Annotated in this window: 17 protein-coding genes; 1 reads left to right on the forward strand and 16 read right to left on the reverse strand. The window is 66.5% G+C overall.

Annotated features, from left to right (window positions below; genetic code table 11):
* Window positions 1-66 precede the first annotated feature (66 nt).
* Genes EO141_RS05015 through lpxD form a run of 5 tightly spaced genes read right to left on the reverse strand, consistent with a single transcriptional unit; the run spans window position 67 to window position 4,391 of the window.
* Window positions 67-792: a ribonuclease HII gene (locus EO141_RS05015; protein ID WP_127168663.1), complete on the reverse strand. Its 726-nt coding sequence runs from the start codon at window positions 790-792 to the stop codon at window positions 67-69.
* Complete coding sequence (gene lpxB / locus EO141_RS05020) at window positions 789-2,108, reverse strand: lipid-A-disaccharide synthase (protein WP_221265820.1); 1,320 nt, start codon at window positions 2,106-2,108, stop codon at window positions 789-791. Before lpxB ends, EO141_RS05015 begins: the two co-directional genes overlap by 4 nt.
* Entirely contained in the window at window positions 2,105-2,896 is a 792-nt protein-coding gene (lpxA, locus tag EO141_RS05025; protein ID WP_104583403.1) for an acyl-ACP--UDP-N-acetylglucosamine O-acyltransferase, read from the reverse strand. The genes lpxB and lpxA overlap by 4 nt, the downstream gene beginning before the upstream one ends.
* 23 nt (window positions 2,897-2,919) lie before the next feature.
* Window positions 2,920-3,381, reverse strand: a complete 462-nt coding sequence (fabZ, locus tag EO141_RS05030; RefSeq protein ID WP_053045245.1) for a 3-hydroxyacyl-ACP dehydratase FabZ — start codon at window positions 3,379-3,381, stop codon at window positions 2,920-2,922.
* Entirely contained in the window at window positions 3,378-4,391 is a 1,014-nt protein-coding gene (gene lpxD / locus EO141_RS05035) for a UDP-3-O-(3-hydroxymyristoyl)glucosamine N-acyltransferase (RefSeq protein ID WP_104583402.1), read from the reverse strand. Before lpxD ends, fabZ begins: the two co-directional genes overlap by 4 nt.
* Before the next feature lie 128 nt (window positions 4,392-4,519).
* Here lpxD and EO141_RS05040 point away from each other — a divergent pair, with 128 nt between their 5' ends.
* Window positions 4,520-4,714, forward strand: a complete 195-nt coding sequence (locus EO141_RS05040; protein ID WP_104583401.1) for a hypothetical protein — start codon at window positions 4,520-4,522, stop codon at window positions 4,712-4,714.
* Window positions 4,715-4,786: 72 nt separating this feature from the next.
* Here EO141_RS05040 and bamA read toward each other — a convergent pair whose 3' ends face one another.
* The 11 genes from bamA to EO141_RS05100 all read right to left on the reverse strand — a co-directional run bounded on the left by bamA (window position 4,787) and on the right by EO141_RS05100 (window position 17,814).
* Complete coding sequence (gene bamA, locus EO141_RS05045) at window positions 4,787-7,153, reverse strand: outer membrane protein assembly factor BamA (protein WP_164739073.1); 2,367 nt, start codon at window positions 7,151-7,153, stop codon at window positions 4,787-4,789.
* A gap of 83 nt (window positions 7,154-7,236) precedes the next feature.
* Window positions 7,237-8,583 carry an RIP metalloprotease RseP gene (gene rseP / locus EO141_RS05050; RefSeq protein ID WP_119132352.1) on the reverse strand — a complete coding sequence of 449 codons (1,347 nt, stop codon included), beginning with the start codon at window positions 8,581-8,583 and terminating at the stop codon, window positions 7,237-7,239.
* 26 nt (window positions 8,584-8,609) lie between these two features.
* Window positions 8,610-9,800 (reverse strand): 1-deoxy-D-xylulose-5-phosphate reductoisomerase, encoded by a 1,191-nt coding sequence (locus EO141_RS05055; protein ID WP_127168665.1) that lies wholly within the window; start codon window positions 9,798-9,800, stop codon window positions 8,610-8,612.
* 2 nt (window positions 9,801-9,802) lie between these two features.
* Window positions 9,803-10,630: a phosphatidate cytidylyltransferase gene (locus EO141_RS05060; RefSeq protein WP_104648341.1), complete on the reverse strand. Its 828-nt coding sequence runs from the start codon at window positions 10,628-10,630 to the stop codon at window positions 9,803-9,805.
* Window positions 10,627-11,388, reverse strand: coding sequence for a polyprenyl diphosphate synthase (gene uppS / locus EO141_RS05065; RefSeq protein ID WP_164739074.1), 762 nt, complete (start codon window positions 11,386-11,388; stop codon window positions 10,627-10,629). The genes EO141_RS05060 and uppS overlap by 4 nt, the downstream gene beginning before the upstream one ends.
* Before the next feature lie 17 nt (window positions 11,389-11,405).
* Complete coding sequence (gene frr, locus EO141_RS05070; RefSeq protein WP_115049235.1) at window positions 11,406-11,963, reverse strand: ribosome recycling factor; 558 nt, start codon at window positions 11,961-11,963, stop codon at window positions 11,406-11,408.
* A 193-nt stretch (window positions 11,964-12,156) separates the two neighbouring features.
* Window positions 12,157-12,879, reverse strand: coding sequence for a UMP kinase (pyrH, locus tag EO141_RS05075; protein ID WP_104648342.1), 723 nt, complete (start codon window positions 12,877-12,879; stop codon window positions 12,157-12,159).
* Window positions 12,880-12,985: 106 nt separating this feature from the next.
* Complete coding sequence (locus EO141_RS05080) at window positions 12,986-14,509, reverse strand: GGDEF domain-containing protein (RefSeq protein WP_127168666.1); 1,524 nt, start codon at window positions 14,507-14,509, stop codon at window positions 12,986-12,988.
* Between the two features lie 279 nt (window positions 14,510-14,788).
* Window positions 14,789-15,667: a translation elongation factor Ts gene (gene tsf / locus EO141_RS05085; RefSeq protein ID WP_104583393.1), complete on the reverse strand. Its 879-nt coding sequence runs from the start codon at window positions 15,665-15,667 to the stop codon at window positions 14,789-14,791.
* Between the two features lie 169 nt (window positions 15,668-15,836).
* Window positions 15,837-16,658 carry a 30S ribosomal protein S2 gene (gene rpsB, locus EO141_RS05090; RefSeq protein WP_026064294.1) on the reverse strand — a complete coding sequence of 274 codons (822 nt, stop codon included), beginning with the start codon at window positions 16,656-16,658 and terminating at the stop codon, window positions 15,837-15,839.
* 448 nt (window positions 16,659-17,106) lie between these two features.
* Window positions 17,107-17,814 (reverse strand): fimbria/pilus periplasmic chaperone, encoded by a 708-nt coding sequence (locus EO141_RS05100; protein WP_127168667.1) that lies wholly within the window; start codon window positions 17,812-17,814, stop codon window positions 17,107-17,109.

The raw sequence follows: 17,814 nt of genomic DNA on the forward strand, positions 1-17,814 counted from the left end.
ACCGGCCGTTTCCGCGCCACTGGTGGGTGGCGCCGGGACCGGGCCAGGTCAGCCTGGAGGAGGCGCTCAGTCGGCCAGCAGCAGCGCATCGGCCGGGGGCGCGCAGGGCACGTCCCACGGCGACTGCGCCGCCTCGATGCCCAATGCACGCCGCACCGGGGCGAAGCTGCGACGGTGCTGCGGGCACGGCCCATGGCTGCGCAGCGCGGCCAGGTGCACCGGCGTGGCGTAGCCCTTGTGCTGGTCGAAGCGGTATTCGGGATGCTGGACGTGCAGGTCGTGCATCAGGCGGTCGCGGGTGACCTTGGCCACGATCGAGGCGGCCATGATGGCGCGATCGAGCGCATCGCCGCCGATCAAGGCCTCGGCCGGGCAGGGCAGGCCCTTGGGCACCCGGTTGCCGTCGATGCGCGCAAACCCGGCCACATGCGCCACGCCCTCCACCGCACGCCGCATGCCCAGCATGGTTGCCTGATAGATATTGATGCGGTCGATCTCCTCGCTGTCGATCAGCACCACCGACCACGCCAGCGCCCGCTCGACGATGCGCGCATACAACTGCTCGCGCCGCTGCGCACTGAGCTGCTTGGAATCGTCCAGCCCGTTGATGCGCGGCTTGCCGGGATCGAACACCACCGCCGCCACCGCCACCGGCCCGGCCAGCGGGCCGCGCCCGGCTTCGTCGACACCGGCGATCAATCGGGCATCGGGAATCGGGATTGGGGAATCGTGGAAGAGCGCGTCCTGCGTCGTCGGAACGACAACGGCACTGTGGGAGCTCGAGCGCTTCATGGCCCAGCTCCTGCCGATTCCCCATTCCCGATTCCCGAATCCCCGCCTTCCAGCAGCTCCGCCACCGCATCGGCCGCGCGTGCCGATGCGTCGCGGCGTAGTTCCGCGTGCAGGGCGAGATAGCGTGGTTGCAGCGCGGCGACCTTTTCCGGGTGCTTGAACCAGTCCAGCAGGGCCGCGCACAGGCGCTCCGGGGTGCAGTCGTCCTGCATCAGCTCCGGGGCGAGGTCATCGTTGGCCAGGATGTTGGGCAGCGCGTAGCGGTTGACCTTGAGCAGGCCCAGCGTCTTGACGATGCGGTAGGTGAGCGGGGCGACCTTGTAGCCGACCACCATCGGGCGCTTGACCAGCATCGCCTCCAGCGTCGCGGTACCCGACGCCAGCAGCACCACGTCGGCGGCCAGCATCGCGGTGCGCGCCTGGCCATCGAGCAGGTGCGACCGCAGCACCGGCAGCGACGAGCGCGACAACTGCTCGGCCAGCAGCTGCTTGCAGCCAGGATTGGCCGCCGGGACCAGCACGTGCAGGTTGGGCAACTGCTCGGACACCAGCCAGGCGGCCTGGAAGAACGTCTCGCCCAGCTTGCCGATCTCGCCATGCCGGCTGCCGGGCAACACTGCCAGCACGGTGCTGGAGGCGGACAGGCCCAGCTTGGCGCGCGCGGCAGCGCGATCGGCCTGGTAGGCGATGTCGTCGGCCATCGGGTGGCCGACAAAGCGTGCATCGATGCCGTGCCTGGCGTAGATCGGCGGTTCCATCGGAAACAGGCACAGCACCAGGTCGGCGCTGGCGCCGATCTTTTCCGCACGCTTCTCCCGCCATGCCCACACCGAGGGGCTGACGTAATGCACGGTGCGCACACCGCGCTGCTTGAGCCAGCGCTCGACCGACAGATTGAAATCGGGTGCATCGATGCCGATGAACACGTCCGGTTTCCATGCCAGCACACGCTCACGAAACGCGCGGCGCAGCTTCAGCAGCCGCGGCAGATGCTGCAGCACTTCGGTCAGCCCCATCACCGCCAGTTCGCTGGCATCGAACCAGGTCTGGCAGCCGGCGCCGCGCATCGCATCGCCGCCGATGCCGACGAACTCGGCAGCCGGATAGCGGCGCCGCAGCTGCTCGATCAAGCCGGCACCCAGGATGTCGCCGGAAGCTTCGCCGGCGATCAGCGCGATGCGTGGGGCGCGCGTTTGCGCGCCAGGAATCGGGAGTGGGGAATGGGGAATCGGAAGTGCCGGCGATGGGCCGGCGGCAGGCGTGTCAGCGTGCGCGCCTGCATCGATTCCCGATTCCCGATTCCCGATTCCCTTCATCGCAACAACGGCCTTTCCGCCGCCTCGATGAACTCGAGCAGCCCGCGCACGTCTTCGCTGCTCTTGGCCTGTTCGGCCAGCTGCAGCTTGGCCTCGGCCAGCGGCAGCCCGGCGACGTACAGCGTGCGGTAGGCGCGCTTGATCGCGGTGATGCGCTCGGCATCGAAGCCGCGACGCTTGAGCCCTTCGCTGTTGATGCCGCGCGGGCGGCCCAGCGATTCGCTGCCGACCATGGTGAACGGCGGCACGTCGCCGTTGGTCAGCGCGCCCATGCCCAGGAAGGCGTGCGCGCCGATCCGGCAGAACTGATGGGCACCGGCAAAGCCGCTGATGATCACGTAGTCGCCCACGGTGACATGGCCGGCCAGCGTGGTGTTGTTGGAGAACACGCAGTGGTTGCCGACATGGCAGTCGTGCGCCACGTGGGTGTAGGCCAGCATCCAGTTGTCGTCGCCGACCACGGTGATGCCGCCACCGCCGCCGGTGCCGCGATTGATGGTGACGAATTCGCGGATCACGTTGCCGTTGCCGATCACCAGTTCGGTGCGCTCGCCGGCGTACTTCTTGTCCTGCGGTTCGCCGCCGATCGCGGCATGGCCGATGAAGCGGTTGTTGCGGCCGATCCGGGTCGGGCCGTGGATCGAGCAATGCGGCCCCACCTCGGTGCCCGCATCGATCTGCACATCGGCGCCGATCAACGAGAACGCGCCCACGCGCACATCGCTGGCCAGTTGCGCCGACGGATCGATGACGGCGGTGGGATGAATCAAGGGTGCTTGATCACGCATCGTGTCTCACCTCCAAAAACGGGTTATTCCTTGGCGCCGGCGCACATGATTTCGGCGCTGGCCACGACTTCGCCGTTGACCTTGGCCTCGCCGTAATAGCATCCCATGTTGCGGATCAGGCGCTTCATCTGCACTTCCAGCATCAGCACGTCACCCGGCACCACCTGCTTGTTGAAGCGGGCGTTGTCGACCTTGACCATGTAGAACAGCTTGGACAGCGCGTCGCGCCCCAGCCCGAGCTGGGTCATCACGCCACCGGCCTGCGCCAGTGCCTCGATGATCAGCACCCCGGGCATCACCGGGCGGGTAGGAAAATGGCCCTGAAAAAATGGCTCGTTGATGCTGACGTTCTTCTGCCCAACGATGCGCTTGGCTTCCAGGTCGAGCTCGACAACCCGGTCGATCAGCAGAAACGGATAGCGGTGCGGGATCAGCGTCTGGATCTGGTTGACGTCGATCGGCAGCTCGTAAGTGGGGTGACTCATTCTTTCTCCTTGCCCACAGCCAGGATGCGCCTTGCCAGCACATCCAGTTGTTTGAAGCGCGCGGCATTCTTGCGCCACGTGCGATTGTCGGTGAGAGGGGTGCCGGACGAATACTCGCCCGGCTCATGGATGGAATTGCGCACCACCGACTTGCCGGTGATCACGACCTTGTCGCAGATCTCCAGGTGCCCGACCACGCCGACATGCCCGCCAAGCAGGCAGTAACGGCCGATCTTGGCGCTGCCGGCGATTCCGGTGCAGCCGGCGATGGCGCTATGTGCGCCGATGTGGCAGTTGTGCGCGATCTGCACCAGGTTATCCACGCGCACGTCTTCTTCCAGCACGGTGTCTTCCAGTGCGCCGCGGTCGATGCAGGTGTTGGCGCCGATCTCGCAATCGTCGCCGATCACCACACCGCCCAGCTGCGGCACCTTGATCCAGTGGCCGGCATCCATCGCCAGGCCGAAGCCGTCGGCGCCGATCACCGCACCGGGATGGATGCGCACGCGCTTGCCCAGGCGCACCCGGGTGACCAGGGTGACGCGGGCGAGCAGCTCGCTGCCGTCATCGACCACACAATCCTCGCCGATGATGCTGCCGGTGCCGATCACGCAGCCATCGCCCACGCGGCTGCGCGCACCGATGCTGACGAACGGGCCGACATGCGCAGTTGGCGACACCTGGGCACTGGGATCGATTACCGCCGACGGGTGAATGCCCGGTTCGCGCACCGGCGCCACATCGAACAAGGCGGCGATCTTGGCGAAGGCGGTGTAGGGATCCTTGGCGACCAGCGCGGTGCCGCGTGCGTCCTGCGCATCGTCGGCGCGCAGCACCACCACGGCGGCCTGGCTCTGGCCCAGCTGCGGCCGGTAGCGCGGATTGGACAGGAAGCTTAGTTGCCCGGCGCCGGCATGCGCCAGGGTGGCGACGCCACTGACTTCGATGGCGCCATCACCGATGACGGTCAGACCAAATTGTTCGGCAATCGCACTGGCGGTCAAGCGCATCAGGGTGAACCTCTTGTAAGTGTGGGAGAGCCGCTTTAACGGGGAGAAAACACCATTAAACAGTTCCCAACAAAGCCTGCGTATCTAGGGTCCTGTCGCAATCAAGCGGCCAATCCAGGAACACGCATATGAAAACCGTTCTTTCCATCCTTGGTGGTCTGGTCATGATGGGCGCGGTCGCAGGTGCATCGGCCCAATCCTTCGATGTCGAGCAGGGCAGGGCAACCGGTGAGCAGCAGCTGCAGTGTCTCAGCCTTCCTGCCGGCGACATCGCCAGCTGTCTGTCCAACACCGTCTCCACATGGTTGGACAGCTGGTTCTGACCGGCCCACATCCAACCGGTGATACACGGGCGGCCCGCTTGCGCGGGCCGCCTTCTTTGTTGCCGTTCGCTATTAGAACTGGCCGCCGAAGGTGAACTGCAGACGTTCGATCTCGTCGTTGTCTTCCTTTTTCAGCGGGAACGCGTAGCTGATCGAGATGGGACCGACCGGGGCGCGCCACAACAGCGCCACGCCGGTGGACGCACGCAGCTCGTTGGCCTTGAAGTTGTCCACGCCGTCGTAGACGTTACCGAAGTCGAAGAACGCCGACACGCGTGCCGACGGGCTGTCGAACAGCTTGGGGAAGTACATTTCCACCGAACCGACGGTCTTGAACGAGCCACCCAGCGGCTGGCCGCGCGAGTAATTGACAGTGCGTTCCGAACGGGGGCCCAGCGTGTTGTCTTCGAAGCCGCGCACCGAGTTGGTACCGCCGGCGTAGAAGTTCTCGTAGAACGGCAGGCCGGTGGCAGTGATGGTGCGCGATACGCCATTGCCGTCGGTCACCACGCGCGTGCTGTCATTGCCATAGCTGTCGCCGTAACCCAGCTCGAAGCGGGTGTTCAACACGATCGCCGGGATGATCGGCCAGTAGTTGGAGATCTGGTAGTTGAGCTTGTAGTACTCGACCGTGGAGCCGGGCAGCGTGGTCTCCAGGCCGACGCGCTGGTACATGCCGCGGGTGGGCATGAAGAAGTCGTTGCGGGTGTCGCGTGCCCAGCCCAGTTCGGTGCGCCAGGCATGGAAGGTGCGCGTGCCGACCGCATCGATGTAGTCGATGATCGCCTGCGGGGTCTGGCCCTGGAACGTATTGATCTGGTTGCTGTCGATGCCGACCATCGCCGAGACGGTATCGTTCTCGGTGATCGGCACGCCGAACACCACCTGCGCCGAACCATTCTTGCTGTTGTACTGGGCGGTGTTGAAGTCCGAGTAGTCCAGCGAGCGCCAGGACAGGTTGTAGCCCAGCGACACGCCGTCGTCGGTAAAGAACGGATTGGTGTAGGAGAACGCGTAGCGCTGCTGGTAGCTGCTGCGCGAGGCTTCCACCGCCACCCGGTTGCCGCCGCCCAGGAAGTTGTTCTGCGACAACTGCACCGAGGTGGTCACACCGAAGCTCTGCGAGTAGCCCAGGCCGAACACGAAGCTGCCGGAGGTGGTCTCCTTGACGTTGTAGACAACGTCGACCTGGTCGTTGCTGCCCGGCACGGCCGGCGTTTCCACATCCACGCTCTCGAAGTAGCCCAGGCGCTGCAGGCGGATCTTGGAACGGTCGATCGCCGCCTGCGAATACCAGGTGTTTTCGAACTGGCGCATCTCGCGGCGCAGCACTTCGTCCGAGGTGCGGCTGTTGCCCTTGTACAGGATGCGGCGCACGGTCACGCGCGGGCCCGGCACCACCTGCAGGTTCACCGCGACAGTGCGGTCCTCGCGGTTCGGGGTGGGGATCGGGTTGACCTTGGCGAAGGCGTAACCGACGTTGCTCAGCGTATTGGTGATCGCATCGGAGGTGTACTCCAGCAGCGCACGCGAGAAGATGTCGCCGGCCTTGGGGATGACCAGGCGCTCGATGTCGGCCTGCGGCAGCACGGTGTCGCCGGTGACCTTGATCTCGGAAATCTTGTACTGCTCGCCCTCGGTGACGCCGGCGCTGACGAACATGTCGCGCTTGTCCGGGCTGATCGACACCTGGGTGGAATCGATGCTGAAGTCCACGTAGCCGCGGTCCAGGTACCAGGAGTTGAGCTTCTCCAGGTCGCCGGACATCTTTTCCTTGGAGTACTGGTCGTCGCGGCGATACCACGAGGCCCAGTTGTGCTCCTTGGATTCCCAGTTCTCCAGGATGTCCTCGTTGGCAAACTTCTCGGTGCCGATCAGGTTGACGTGGCGGATCTTGGCCGCCTTGCCTTCCTTGATCGCAATCGCCACGTCCACGCGGTTACGGTCCAGCGGGCTGACCGTCGGGGTGATCTCGACGTTGTACTTGCCGCGGTTGTTGTACTGGCGGGTCAGCTCCTGGGTCACGCGGTCCAGGCTCAGGCGGTCGAAGGTGCCCCCCTCGGTCAGGCCGATGTCGCCCAGGCCCTTGAGCAGTTCCTCGGACTTGATGTCCTTGTTGCCGGTCACGGTGAGCTTGTTGATCGCCGGGCGCTCCTTCACGGTGATCACCAGGATGTTGCCCTGGCGATCCAGCTGCACGTCCTCGAAGAAGCCGGTGCGGTACAGCGCACGGATCGAGTCGGCGACCTTGACATCGTCCACGGTGTCGCCGCGGTTCACCGGCAGATAGGTGAACACGGTGCCGGAGGCGATGCGCTGCAGGCCGTCGACGCGGATGTCGCTGGCAACGAACGGCTCTGCGGCCAGGGCAACGACTGGCAGGCTGAGGCCGGCGGCGAGAGCGAGGGCAAGCAGGCGGCGAGTGGGAAGACGCGTCATGTCACATCCGGTTGGAGTCGATTTCGGGTGTTGCTGGATGCCGACGTATGACGACGACAACAGGCGGAAAGAGTGGAGCAGCTTCATCGTGGAACCAGGCCGAGGATGTCGTTGTAGAACGCCAGTCCCATCAGCCCGGCCAGGACCGCCAGGCCGACATATTGCCCGGCAATCATGGCCCGTTCGCTGATCGGGCTGCCCTTGACCAACTCGATAAGGTAATACAGCAGATGCCCACCGTCCAAGATCGGGATCGGCATCAGGTTGATGATCGCCAAGCTGAGCGACAGCAAGCCCAGGAAATACAGGAACCAGTCGAGCCCGCGTTCGGCCGAGGCGTTGGCGGCGCGCGCAATGGTGACCGGGCCGGAGATGTTCTTGACCGAGGCCTGGCCGGTCAGCATGCGCTTCATCATGCCCAGCGAGTCGGCGGTCATCCGGCCGGTCTCGCGGATCGCGGCAGGCACCGCGGCGAACATGCCGTACTGCTGGCGGCTGTCGTAGGCCGGCGCCTGCGCTGGCGCAAACCCCACGCCGAGCAGCCATTGCCCCTGCGGCGACCGGCGCGGGGCGATTTCCAGCGCCAGCCGGTCGTCGCCGCGCGCGACCTCGATCATGCCGGTCCCGCCCTGCGCGCCCAGTGCCTGCAGCTGGGCGGGAATCTCGTCGGCCGACCGGATCGGCTGGCCGTCGATGGCCACGATGCGGTCGCCCGGCTGCAGCAGCCCCTGCGCCGCCGAGCCGGCGACCACCTGGCCCACCACCGGCGGCTGCAGCATGAACTGCCAGCCGATGCCGGCCAGCGACGCCACGCGGCGCTCGTCAAAGCCGGCCGGCAGCTGCGACAGGCGCAGCGTGTGCTCGCGGTTGCCGGCGCCTTCGGTGGCGGTCAGCACGCGGATGTCGCGCCGGTCCATCGCCGCCGTGGTGAGCTGCATGCTGGCATCGCTCCAGCTGCTGACACTGCGCCCATCGATGCGCACGATGCGCTCGCCCGGGCTCAGGCCGGCTTCGGCGGCCAGACCATCGGCGCGGCCGATGGTGGCCGAGTAATCCTGCTTGCCGACCACGAACATCGCCCACAGCATCGCCATGCACAGCAACAGGTTGGCAATCGGGCCGGCGGCGACGATGGCGATGCGCTGCCATACCGTCTTGCGGTTGAAGGCCTGGTCCTGCTCGGCCGGATGCACGTCGCCTTCGCGTTCGTCGAGCATCCTGACGTAGCCGCCCAGCGGGATGGCCGCCACCACGAACTCGGTGCCGTGGCGGTCACGACGCATCCACAACGGCTTGCCGAAGCCCACCGAAAAGCGCAGCACCTTGACGCCGCAGCGGCGCGCGACCCAGAAGTGCCCGAATTCGTGGAAGGTCACCAACACGCCCAGGCTGACGATCATCCACCAGACCGAACCGATGAAATCACCCATGGATGCAACTCGGTTGCGTAAATCGATCAGGCATGAAGGCGGTGATTGGCGAGGGCGCGTTCGGTGATCTGCCGCGCTTGCGCATCGGCAGACAGCAGGGTGTCGAGGGAGTCGGCATTGTGCCGTGGGAGCGTTGTCAGTGTGTGTTCGACCAACGCGGGAATCGCTAGGAAACCCACCTGGCCCTGAAGAAACGCTGAAACAGCCACTTCATTGGCCGCGTTCAGGATCGCAGGCGCGGTCCCGCCGGCCTCCAGCGCCTCCCAGGCCAGGCGCAGGCACGGGAAGGCGGCCGTGTCCGGCGCCTCGAAATCCAGCCGCCCCTGGGTCAGCAGGTCGAGCCCGCCAACGCCGGACTCGACCCGCTCCGGCCACGCCAGGCCAACCGCCAGCGTGGTGCGCATGTCGGGCAGGCCAAGCTGGGCCAGGGTGGAGCCGTCGACGAATTCCACCAGCGAGTGCACCAGGCTCTGCGGATGCACCAGCACATCGATCCGGGCGCCGGGCAGGCCGAACAGGTGATGCGCCTCGATCACCTCCAGGCCCTTGTTCATCAGCGTCGCCGAATCCACCGAAATCTTCGGACCCATCGACCATTTGGGATGGGCGACCGCCTGCGCGGGCGTGACCGCGCCGAGCGCGGCGCGGTCCCAGCCACGGAACGGACCGCCGGACGCGGTCAGGATGACCCGGCGCACGCCGCGGCTGGCGTCGCAGGAGCGCAGGCACTGGAAAATGGCGCTGTGCTCGCTGTCGATCGGGATGATCTCGGCGCCGGCCGCAGTCGCGGTGCGGGTCAGCAATTCGCCGGCCAGCACCAGCGATTCCTTGTTGGCCAGCAGCAGGCGCTTGCCGGCGCTGGCCGCGGCCAGCGTGGACGGCAGGCCGGCCGCTCCCACGATCGCCGCCACCACGGTATCGCAGGCATCGCTGGCGGCCAGCGCGTCCAGGGCCTCGCTGCCGGCGTGGGCCTGGGTGGCCAGTCCGGCCGCGCGCAAACCGTCGCGCAGCGCCGGGTACAGGGAGTGGTCGGCGATCACTGCGTGCGCAGGGCGATGGGTGACGCACAGCGCCAGCAGCGCGTCGACCTTGCTGCCGGCCGACAGCACGCTGGCACGCAGCCGCTGCGGATGACGGGCGATCACATCCAGTGCCGATGCACCGATCGAGCCGGTGGCGCCGAAGACGGCGACGTGACGGAGAGCAGAGCCAGCCATATCTAGAACCCGAGAATTTCCTTGCCGAGTGCGAACACCGGCAGGGCGGCGAGCACGCCGTCGATGCGATCCAGCACGCCGCCGTGGCCCGGAATCACCGCGCCCGAGTCCTTGGCGCCGGCATGGCGCTTGAGCAGGCTCTCGAACAGATCGCCCAGCACCGAGGCCAGCACCGCCACCGCCGCCACCAGGATCAGCTGCGGCACGTGCGCCAGGGTGAGCCCGGCCAGCCAGCCGAACGCGCAGGCGACCACGATGCCGGCGACCATGCCGCCGAGCAGGCCTTCGATGGTCTTGTTGGGGCTGACCCGCGGCGCCAGCTTGTGCTTGCCGAACGCGCGGCCGGCGAAATAGGCGCCCGAATCGGCCGCCCACACCATGGTCAGCGCGGTCAGCAGCCACAGGTTGCCCTTGTCCGGGTTGGCATGCAGCAGCACCAGCGCGGCCCAGGCCGGCAATACCGCCAGCGTGCCGGCGGCGAGCTTGAGCGCGCGCGCCTGGCCGTTGCCGTGATCGGCACCGAAGGTGAAAAAGCGCAGCCACAGCAGCGCCAGCAGCCACCAGACCACCCCCACCAGGGCGGCGATCTGGAACAGCACCATGGAGCCGGCCGAGGCCCACACCATCAGCACCATCAGCAGCAGATTGAGCATCAGCAGCACGGTGCGCGGCAGGCTGTCGTCGATGCCGGAGAGCTTGAGCCACTCCCACAGACCGGTCAGGAACAGGATCGCCGCCAGCGCCGCCAGCCATTGCGTGGGCAGCAGCACGATCGCGCAGATGGCGAGCGGCGCCATGATCAGCGCGGCAATCACGCGGGTCTTGGTCATGCGGAGGAGCTCTCCGTCGCCTTGTCGGCGATCTGGGCACTGGTCAGGCCGTAGCGGCGTTCGCGCCCGGCGTAGTCATCCAGTGCCTGCTGCAGCACGCCGGCATCGAACTCCGGCCACAGGGTTTCGGTGAACCACAGTTCGGTATAGGCCAGCTGCCACAGCAGGAAATTGCTGATGCGGGTGTCGCCACCGGTGCGGATGAACAGGTCCGGCGCCGGCAGGTCGGCCAATGCGACGCGGCTGGCCAGCAGCGCTTCGTCGATCTGCTGCGGTTGCAGGCGACCGGCCGCCACTTCTTCGGCCAGGGCCCGCGCGGCCAGCGCAATGTCCTGGCGGCCGCCATAGCTGGCGGCAATGCTCAGCACCAGGCGCGAATTGGCCGCGGTGATGCGTTCTGCGCCGGCCATGCGCTCGCGCAGCGGCGCCGCGAAGCGGCCGCGATCGCCGATGAAGCGCACTTGCACGCCGCGGCGCTGCAGCTCGTCGACCTCGCGGTCGAGCGCATGCAGGAACAGTTTCATCAGCGCATCGACTTCCTCCTGCGGGCGCCCCCAGTTTTCACTGGAGAACGCGAACAGGGTGAGCGCCGAGACGCCTTTTTCCAGGCAGAAGTCGATGGTGCGATTGACCGCGCGCGCGCCGGCGCGATGACCGATCATGCGCGGACGCCGCCGACGCTGCGCCCAACGCCCATTGCCATCCATGATGATGGCAATGTGGCGCGGCACGGCGGCAGCGGAAGGTGCTGGATGCATGGCAGGCGATGCCACGATCAGACCGTCATCAGTTCCTGTTCCTTGGCCTTGACGACCTCATCCACATCCTTGATGGCCTTGTCGGTCAGCTTCTGGATGTCGTCCTCGGCGCTGCGCGCCTCGTCTTCGGTGACCGCCTTGTCCTTGAGCAGATCCTTGACCTGCTGGTTGGCATCGCGACGGATGTTGCGGATGGCCACCTTGCTGTCCTCGCCCTCGCCATGCACGGACTTGCTGAGCTCCTTGCGGCGCTCCTCGGTCAGCGGCGGCAGGTTCAGACGGATCACGGTGCCGACCACGGTCGGGGTCAGGCCCAGATCCGAGGCATAGATCGCCTTCTCGACGTCCTTGATCATGCCCTTGTCGAACAGGCTGATGACCAGCGAGCGGCCTTCGGAGACGCTGATGCTGGCAACCTGGTTGAGGGGGGTGTCGGTGCCGTAGGCCTTGACCTTGATGCCGTCCAGCAGCGCCGGAGAGGCGCGGCCGGTGCGCACCGTGGTCAGGGAATGGCGCAGAGCATCGATGCTCTTGGTCATGCGCGTGAGCGCGTCTTGTTTGATCTGGTTGAGCATCGCCGGAATCCGTGTGGAGCTGAATCCGGAGATTATAGCCGGGACTGAGGTTTCACGACTCGCGGGTCGTCAGGACCCGCGCAGCCGGTTCACTTGCCGGCACTTCACGCCCGGCGCCGCCATCGTGAGCTATCAGCGCAGCCCGGGCGCCGCGCCTTTGCGATTCCCCAATCCCGATTCCCGATTCCCAGCCTCAGCTGCGGCCCTGCACCAGCGTGCCGATCTGCTCGCCGTGCAGGATGCGCAGCAGCACGCCGGGCTCGCTCATGCCGAAGATGCGCAGCGGCAGGTCGCTGTCGCGCGCCAGGGCGAAGGCGGCGGTGTCCATCACTTCCAGGCCCTGCAGGATGACCTGGTCGTAAGTCAGGCTGTCGTAACGCACCGCATCGGTGTGCTTCTTCGGGTCCTTGTCGTAGACGCCGTCGACCTTGGTTGCCTTGAGCAGCAGGTCGGCGCCGATCTCGATCGCGCGCAGCGCCGCGCCCGAGTCGGTGGTGAAGAACGGATTGCCGGTGCCGGCGGCGAAGATCGCGATGCGGCCCTTTTCCAGGTGGCGGATCGCGCGACGGCGGATGAAGTCCTCGCAGACATCGTTGATCTTGATCGCGCTCATCACGCGCACCTTGGCGCCAAGCTTCTCCAGCGCATCCTGCATCGCCAGCGCGTTGATCACGGTGGCCAGCATGCCCATGTGGTCGCCGGTGACGCGGTCCATGCCGCTGGCGGCCAGGCCGGCGCCCCGGAAGATGTTGCCGCCGCCGATCACCAGGGCGACCTGCGCGCCGGCCTGCTGGGCTTCGATCACTTCATGGGCGAGGCGGTTGATGACCTTGGGATCGATGCCGTAATCCCCGTCTCCCATCAGCGCCTCCCCGGAAAGTTTGAGAAGAATGCGGCGATAGGCAAGTTCGGACATGGGGGAAACCTCGGTGTGGGGGATCGGCAAACGCCGGCAAGTCTAGCGGAAGCCTGTCACCGGGCGTGGTAAAAATTCGGTAGTTGGCGATGACGTGACACGTTGCTCAGTGCGCGCGCGGCGGCTGCGGCATCGGCACGTCGGTCGCATCGTAGGCGGTGACGCGGTTGCGGCCGCGATGTTTGGAGCGGTACAGCGTGCTGTCGGCGGCCTGCAGCAGATGCTCGATGCTCTCGAACTGGCGGTCGTCGCCGCCGTGGGTGGCCAGCCCCGCCGAGAAGGTGATATGCAACGGGCCGCCCTGCAGTTGCGCCATCGGCGTGCGTGCGGTTTCGGCCAGGATGCGCTCGACCACCATCAATGCCGCTTCGGCCGCGGTGTTGGGCAGGATCACCAGGAATTCCTCGCCGCCATAGCGGGCGACCAAGTCGCTGGTGCGCACCATGCGCTGCAGCGTCTGCGCGAAGTTGCGCAGTACCTCGTCGCCGACCAGGTGACCATGCGCATCGTTGACGCGCTTGAAGTCGTCCAGGTCGATGAAGGCGATCGACAGCGGCCAGTTCTGGCGCGATGCCAGCTCGAACTCGTGCGCGAGCGCAGTGCCGAGCTGATGGCGATTGAACACGCCGGTCAACGCATCGCGGCTGGCCTGTTCGGCCAGATGGCGCATGCGGTTTTCCGATTCGTCGGCATGCCGGCGCGCTTCGGCCACGTCCTGCAATTCGCGCAGGCTGCGCAGCATCGCCAGTTCGCGCGCCTGCTCGAAGATCATCTGGATGTGCTCGGGCTGCGGCACGCGAATGTCGAACAGGGCTTCCAGTTCGGGCAGCGATTCGGCGATGCGTTCGATCACCTTCTCGAAGCGTTCGGCGTCCAGGTCCAGCACCTCCTGCGCCTGTTGTTGCGCGCGTTCGGTGGCCGCCACGGCGCTGGCCGACAGCCAGATGTCGGCCAGGCGCCCGGACAGCGCGACACAGGCCATGAACGGCTCCAGGCCGGCGGGCTCTTGCTCGCTTTGCGCGATGGCGTTCTGCAGGTACGGCGGCAACTGCCACTGATGCGCGAGCCAGGCGCCGACTTCGGCATGGGTGGCGCCCAGCTGCTCGCGTTCGGCCTCGAGCAGCGCGGCGTTGTCGGGCGCCTGCTCCAGCAGCGGCGCATACAGCTCCGGCGCGCCCTGCAGCAGGGCCAGCTTGCCGATGTCCTGCAACAGGCCGGCCAGCATGAGTTCTTCGGGTTTGCGGATGCCGTAGGCCTGTCCGAGGATGCGGCTGGCCAGCGCACACAGCCCGGCACGGCGCCAGATGCGCTCATGCAGCGGATGCGCGGCGAAGGTGCTGCGCACGCCGTGCACCATCGAAAACCCCAGTGCCAGGCTCAGGGTCGCGTTGAGGCCGAGCATGGTCAGCGCCTGGCCGAGGTTGTCGATACGGCGGCGGCTGGCGTACAGCGGCGAATTGGCAACCCGCAGCATGCGCGCGCTCAATGCCATGTCCATGCCGATGACGTTGGCCGTGGTGGTCATGTCCACGTCGGGGTCCTGCGCCAGCTCGATGACGCGCAGCGCCACACCCGGAGGCGACGGCAGGTTGCGGCAATAGTGCAGGGCGGCCTGTAGATCTGGTTGCATGGGTCATCGCCGACGGTGAACGCAAGCATACCGCTGCGTTCGTTAATGGGGCACGCCATGCTTGGCCGCCGCCGCGCCGCAGCGCGTGCGTGATGGACGCGGAAAGCCTGGTCGGCATCCAGCTGTAGCGGCCACCGACACGACATCTGTAGATGTTGAGGCCGGTTGCGGGCCTGGCGGATGCGTTCGCTTCAGTTTCGCGCGTTGCTGGCGCGCGCGCCAGCGCCGGGCAAAAAAAAGCCGCGGCAGGCCGCGGCTTTTTCTACGGTGCGGCGAGGATCAGGCCAGTCCGGCCTGCTTCATCACTTCGGCGGCGTAGTCTTCCACCACCTTCTCGATGCCTTCGCCAACGGCCAGGCGCTGGAAGCCGACCACGTCGGCACCGGCGGCCTTGACCGCCTGCTCGACGGTCTGGTCGGTGTTCAGCACGTACGGCTGGCCGTACAGCGTCACTTCGTTGACGATCTTGCTGATCTTGCCGCTGATGATCTTTTCCAGGATCTCGGCCGGCTTGGCCTTGTCCTTCTCGGACATCTTGGCCAGTTCGATTTCCTTTTCCTTGGCGATGAACTCGGCCGGGACGTCGGAGGCCTTGACGTGCGGCGGGTTCATTGCGGCGATGTGCATGGCGATGCCACGAGCCAGCTCGATGTCGCCACCCTTCAGCTCGACCAGCACGCCGATGCGGCCGCCGTGCACGTAGGCTGCGACGTTGTTGGCGCTGTCGATACGCACCAGGCGACGCACCTGCAGGTTCTCGCCGACCTTGGCGATGACCGCGGCGCGACGCTCTTCGATGGTCTCGCCGCTGTCGAGCTTGACGCTCTTGAGCGCTTCGGCATCGGCTGCGTCCGCGTTCAGCGCGGCGGTGGCCACGGTCTCGGTGAAGGCCAGGAAGTTCTCGTCCTTGGCGACGAAGTCGGTCTCGGAGTTGACTTCGACCAGCACGGCCTTGCCGCCGGCCTGTGCGGTGGCGATGCGGCCTTCGGCGGCGACGCGGTCAGCCTTCTTGTCGGCCTTGGCCAGGCCGGACTTGCGCAGCCATTCGGCAGCGGCGTCGATGTCGCCTGCGTTTTCGACGAGTGCCTTCTTGCACTCCATCATGCCGGCGCCGGTGCGCTCGCGCAGTTCCTTGACCAGGGAAGCAGTGATTTCCATGGAATTACCTCATATGGACGAATGCGTGCGGCGGAATGTTCCGCCAGTAGGAGACGACGCAGCCATGCCGGCCGCCCCCGTAGAGATGTTCGGTGGCCTCGGCGACGGGCCGCGGCGGACCCGTCGGGGCTGCGGCCGCACAGCATGGTGCGGCCGCATTGCAGGCCGATTACTCGGCAGCCGGAGCGGCCGCGTCGGCCGGCGCGTCAGCCTTCTTGTCGCCCTTCTTGGCGGGGGCGCGACGGCCCTTGCCTTCGTCGGCGGACTCGGCGGAGAACTCTTCCTCGCGCACCGACGCGGAGTTCGGCGCAGCGGCCTTGCCTTCCAGCACGGCGTCGGCAGCGGCGCGTGCATACAGCTGCACGGCACGGATGGCGTCGTCGTTACCCGGGATGGCATAGTCGACCAGGGCCGGATCGTAGTTGGTGTCGACCACCGCGATCACCGGAATGCCGAGCTTCTTGGCTTCCTTGATGGCGATGTCTTCATGGCCGATGTCGATCACGAAGATCGCGTCGGGCAGGCGGTTCATTTCCTTGATGCCGCCCAGCGAGGCGTCCAGCTTCTCGCGCTCGCGACGCAGGCCCAGCACTTCGTGCTTGACCAGCTTGTCGAAGGTGCCGTCGGTCTCGGCCGACTCCAGTTCCTTCAGGCGGGCAACCGACTGCTTGACGGTACGGAAGTTGGTCAGCGTGCCGCCCAGCCAGCGCTGGGTCATGAACGGCATGCCGCAACGCTCGGCTTCTTCCTTGATGGACTCGCGCGCGCTGCGCTTGGTGCCCAGAAACAGCACGGTGCCGCGCTTCTGCGCGATCGAGGAGAGGAAGTTCATCGCGTCATTGAAGAGCGGAACGGTCTTCTCGAGGTTGATGATGTGGATCTTGCCGCGCGCGCCGAAGATGTACGGCGCCATCTTGGGGTTCCAGTAGCGGGTCTGGTGACCGAAATGGACGCCGGCTTCCAGCATCTGACGCATGGTGACTTGGGGCATTGAAGTAACTCCTGATAGCGGAATCACCGTGCGCGGCCTTGACTTTGAAGAGTCCGCACATGGATGTGCGGGCTGTTGCGAGGGACTCGCATCAAAACGCACATGATTCCGGGGTTGGGCTTCCCTGTCGCCTCCGTGTCGAACCCCCTGTTGGGGGCACCCCGGCACGGATGGCGGCGGCAGGTGTGAATTCGTCGGTGACGTCCGACGTGAACGACGCACTGCGTGCAATACGCAAAACAGCCGGCGGAGTATAGCCGGCGGGGCGGGGAGGTGCAATCGACGGGAATCGGGAATCGGGAATCGGGAATCGGGAATCGGGAATCGGGAATCGGGAATCGGGAATCGGGAATCGGGAATCGGGAGAGCCTAGCTGCTTGAGCATCCGCACGCGAAACGATCAGCTATGGCGATGCGCCGTGCCGATTCCCCATTCCCGACTCACGATTCACGGCTCCAGTGCCAGCGTAGTCTCGGTATCGCTGTTGATGCATGCCACGAAGCGGCCGTTGCCGGCGGGCAGGTTGGCCGGCAGCGGCCATTGGCGGGTCTGGCCGGGCAGCACGTAACCGGCCAGGTCGTCGCGGATGCTGCGGCGGGTACCGCCGGCATCGATGTAGGCCAGGTCGGCCAGCCGGGCATGGCTCGGCCCGGCATTGTGGACCTGCAGGGCGCGGCCGCTGCCATGGCCGGACACGCTGGCCTGCAGCACCGGGTGCTGTTCGCCGGGCTGGCTGGGCAGGGCGAATACCGGCGTGGAATACCGCAGCAGCTCGGTATCGCTGCCGGCGGCATGCTGGGTCACCACCAACCGGTAGCTGTCCTCGGCCTGTGCCGGGCTGGGGCCCAGCCGGATCACCCGCAGCAGCTGCCGGCCTTGCGACGGAATTTCGAACTGCGCCGGGCTGACGGTGGCCGCGGTGGCCGGTTCGAGCAGCTCGCGGTCGCCGTCCTGGCGCCAGCGGTAGAGTTTGGCTTCAGCGCGCCATGGCAGCGCGGCCTGGTTGTAGAGCCAGACGGCCGCCTGGTCGCTGTCGGCGGGAATGCGTGCAGTGGTCGGGGCGATGGCAATCTCGGCGCCAGCGGCGGTGCCGACGATGGCCAGGCCGGCCAGTGCAAGCGCCAGCAGGCAGCAGCGGGAGCGAGGCGTGGCCAT

Source organism: Xanthomonas sp. BRIP62415 (assembly GCF_003993515.1).
GTDB classification, from domain to species: domain Bacteria; phylum Pseudomonadota; class Gammaproteobacteria; order Xanthomonadales; family Xanthomonadaceae; genus Xanthomonas; species Xanthomonas euroxanthea.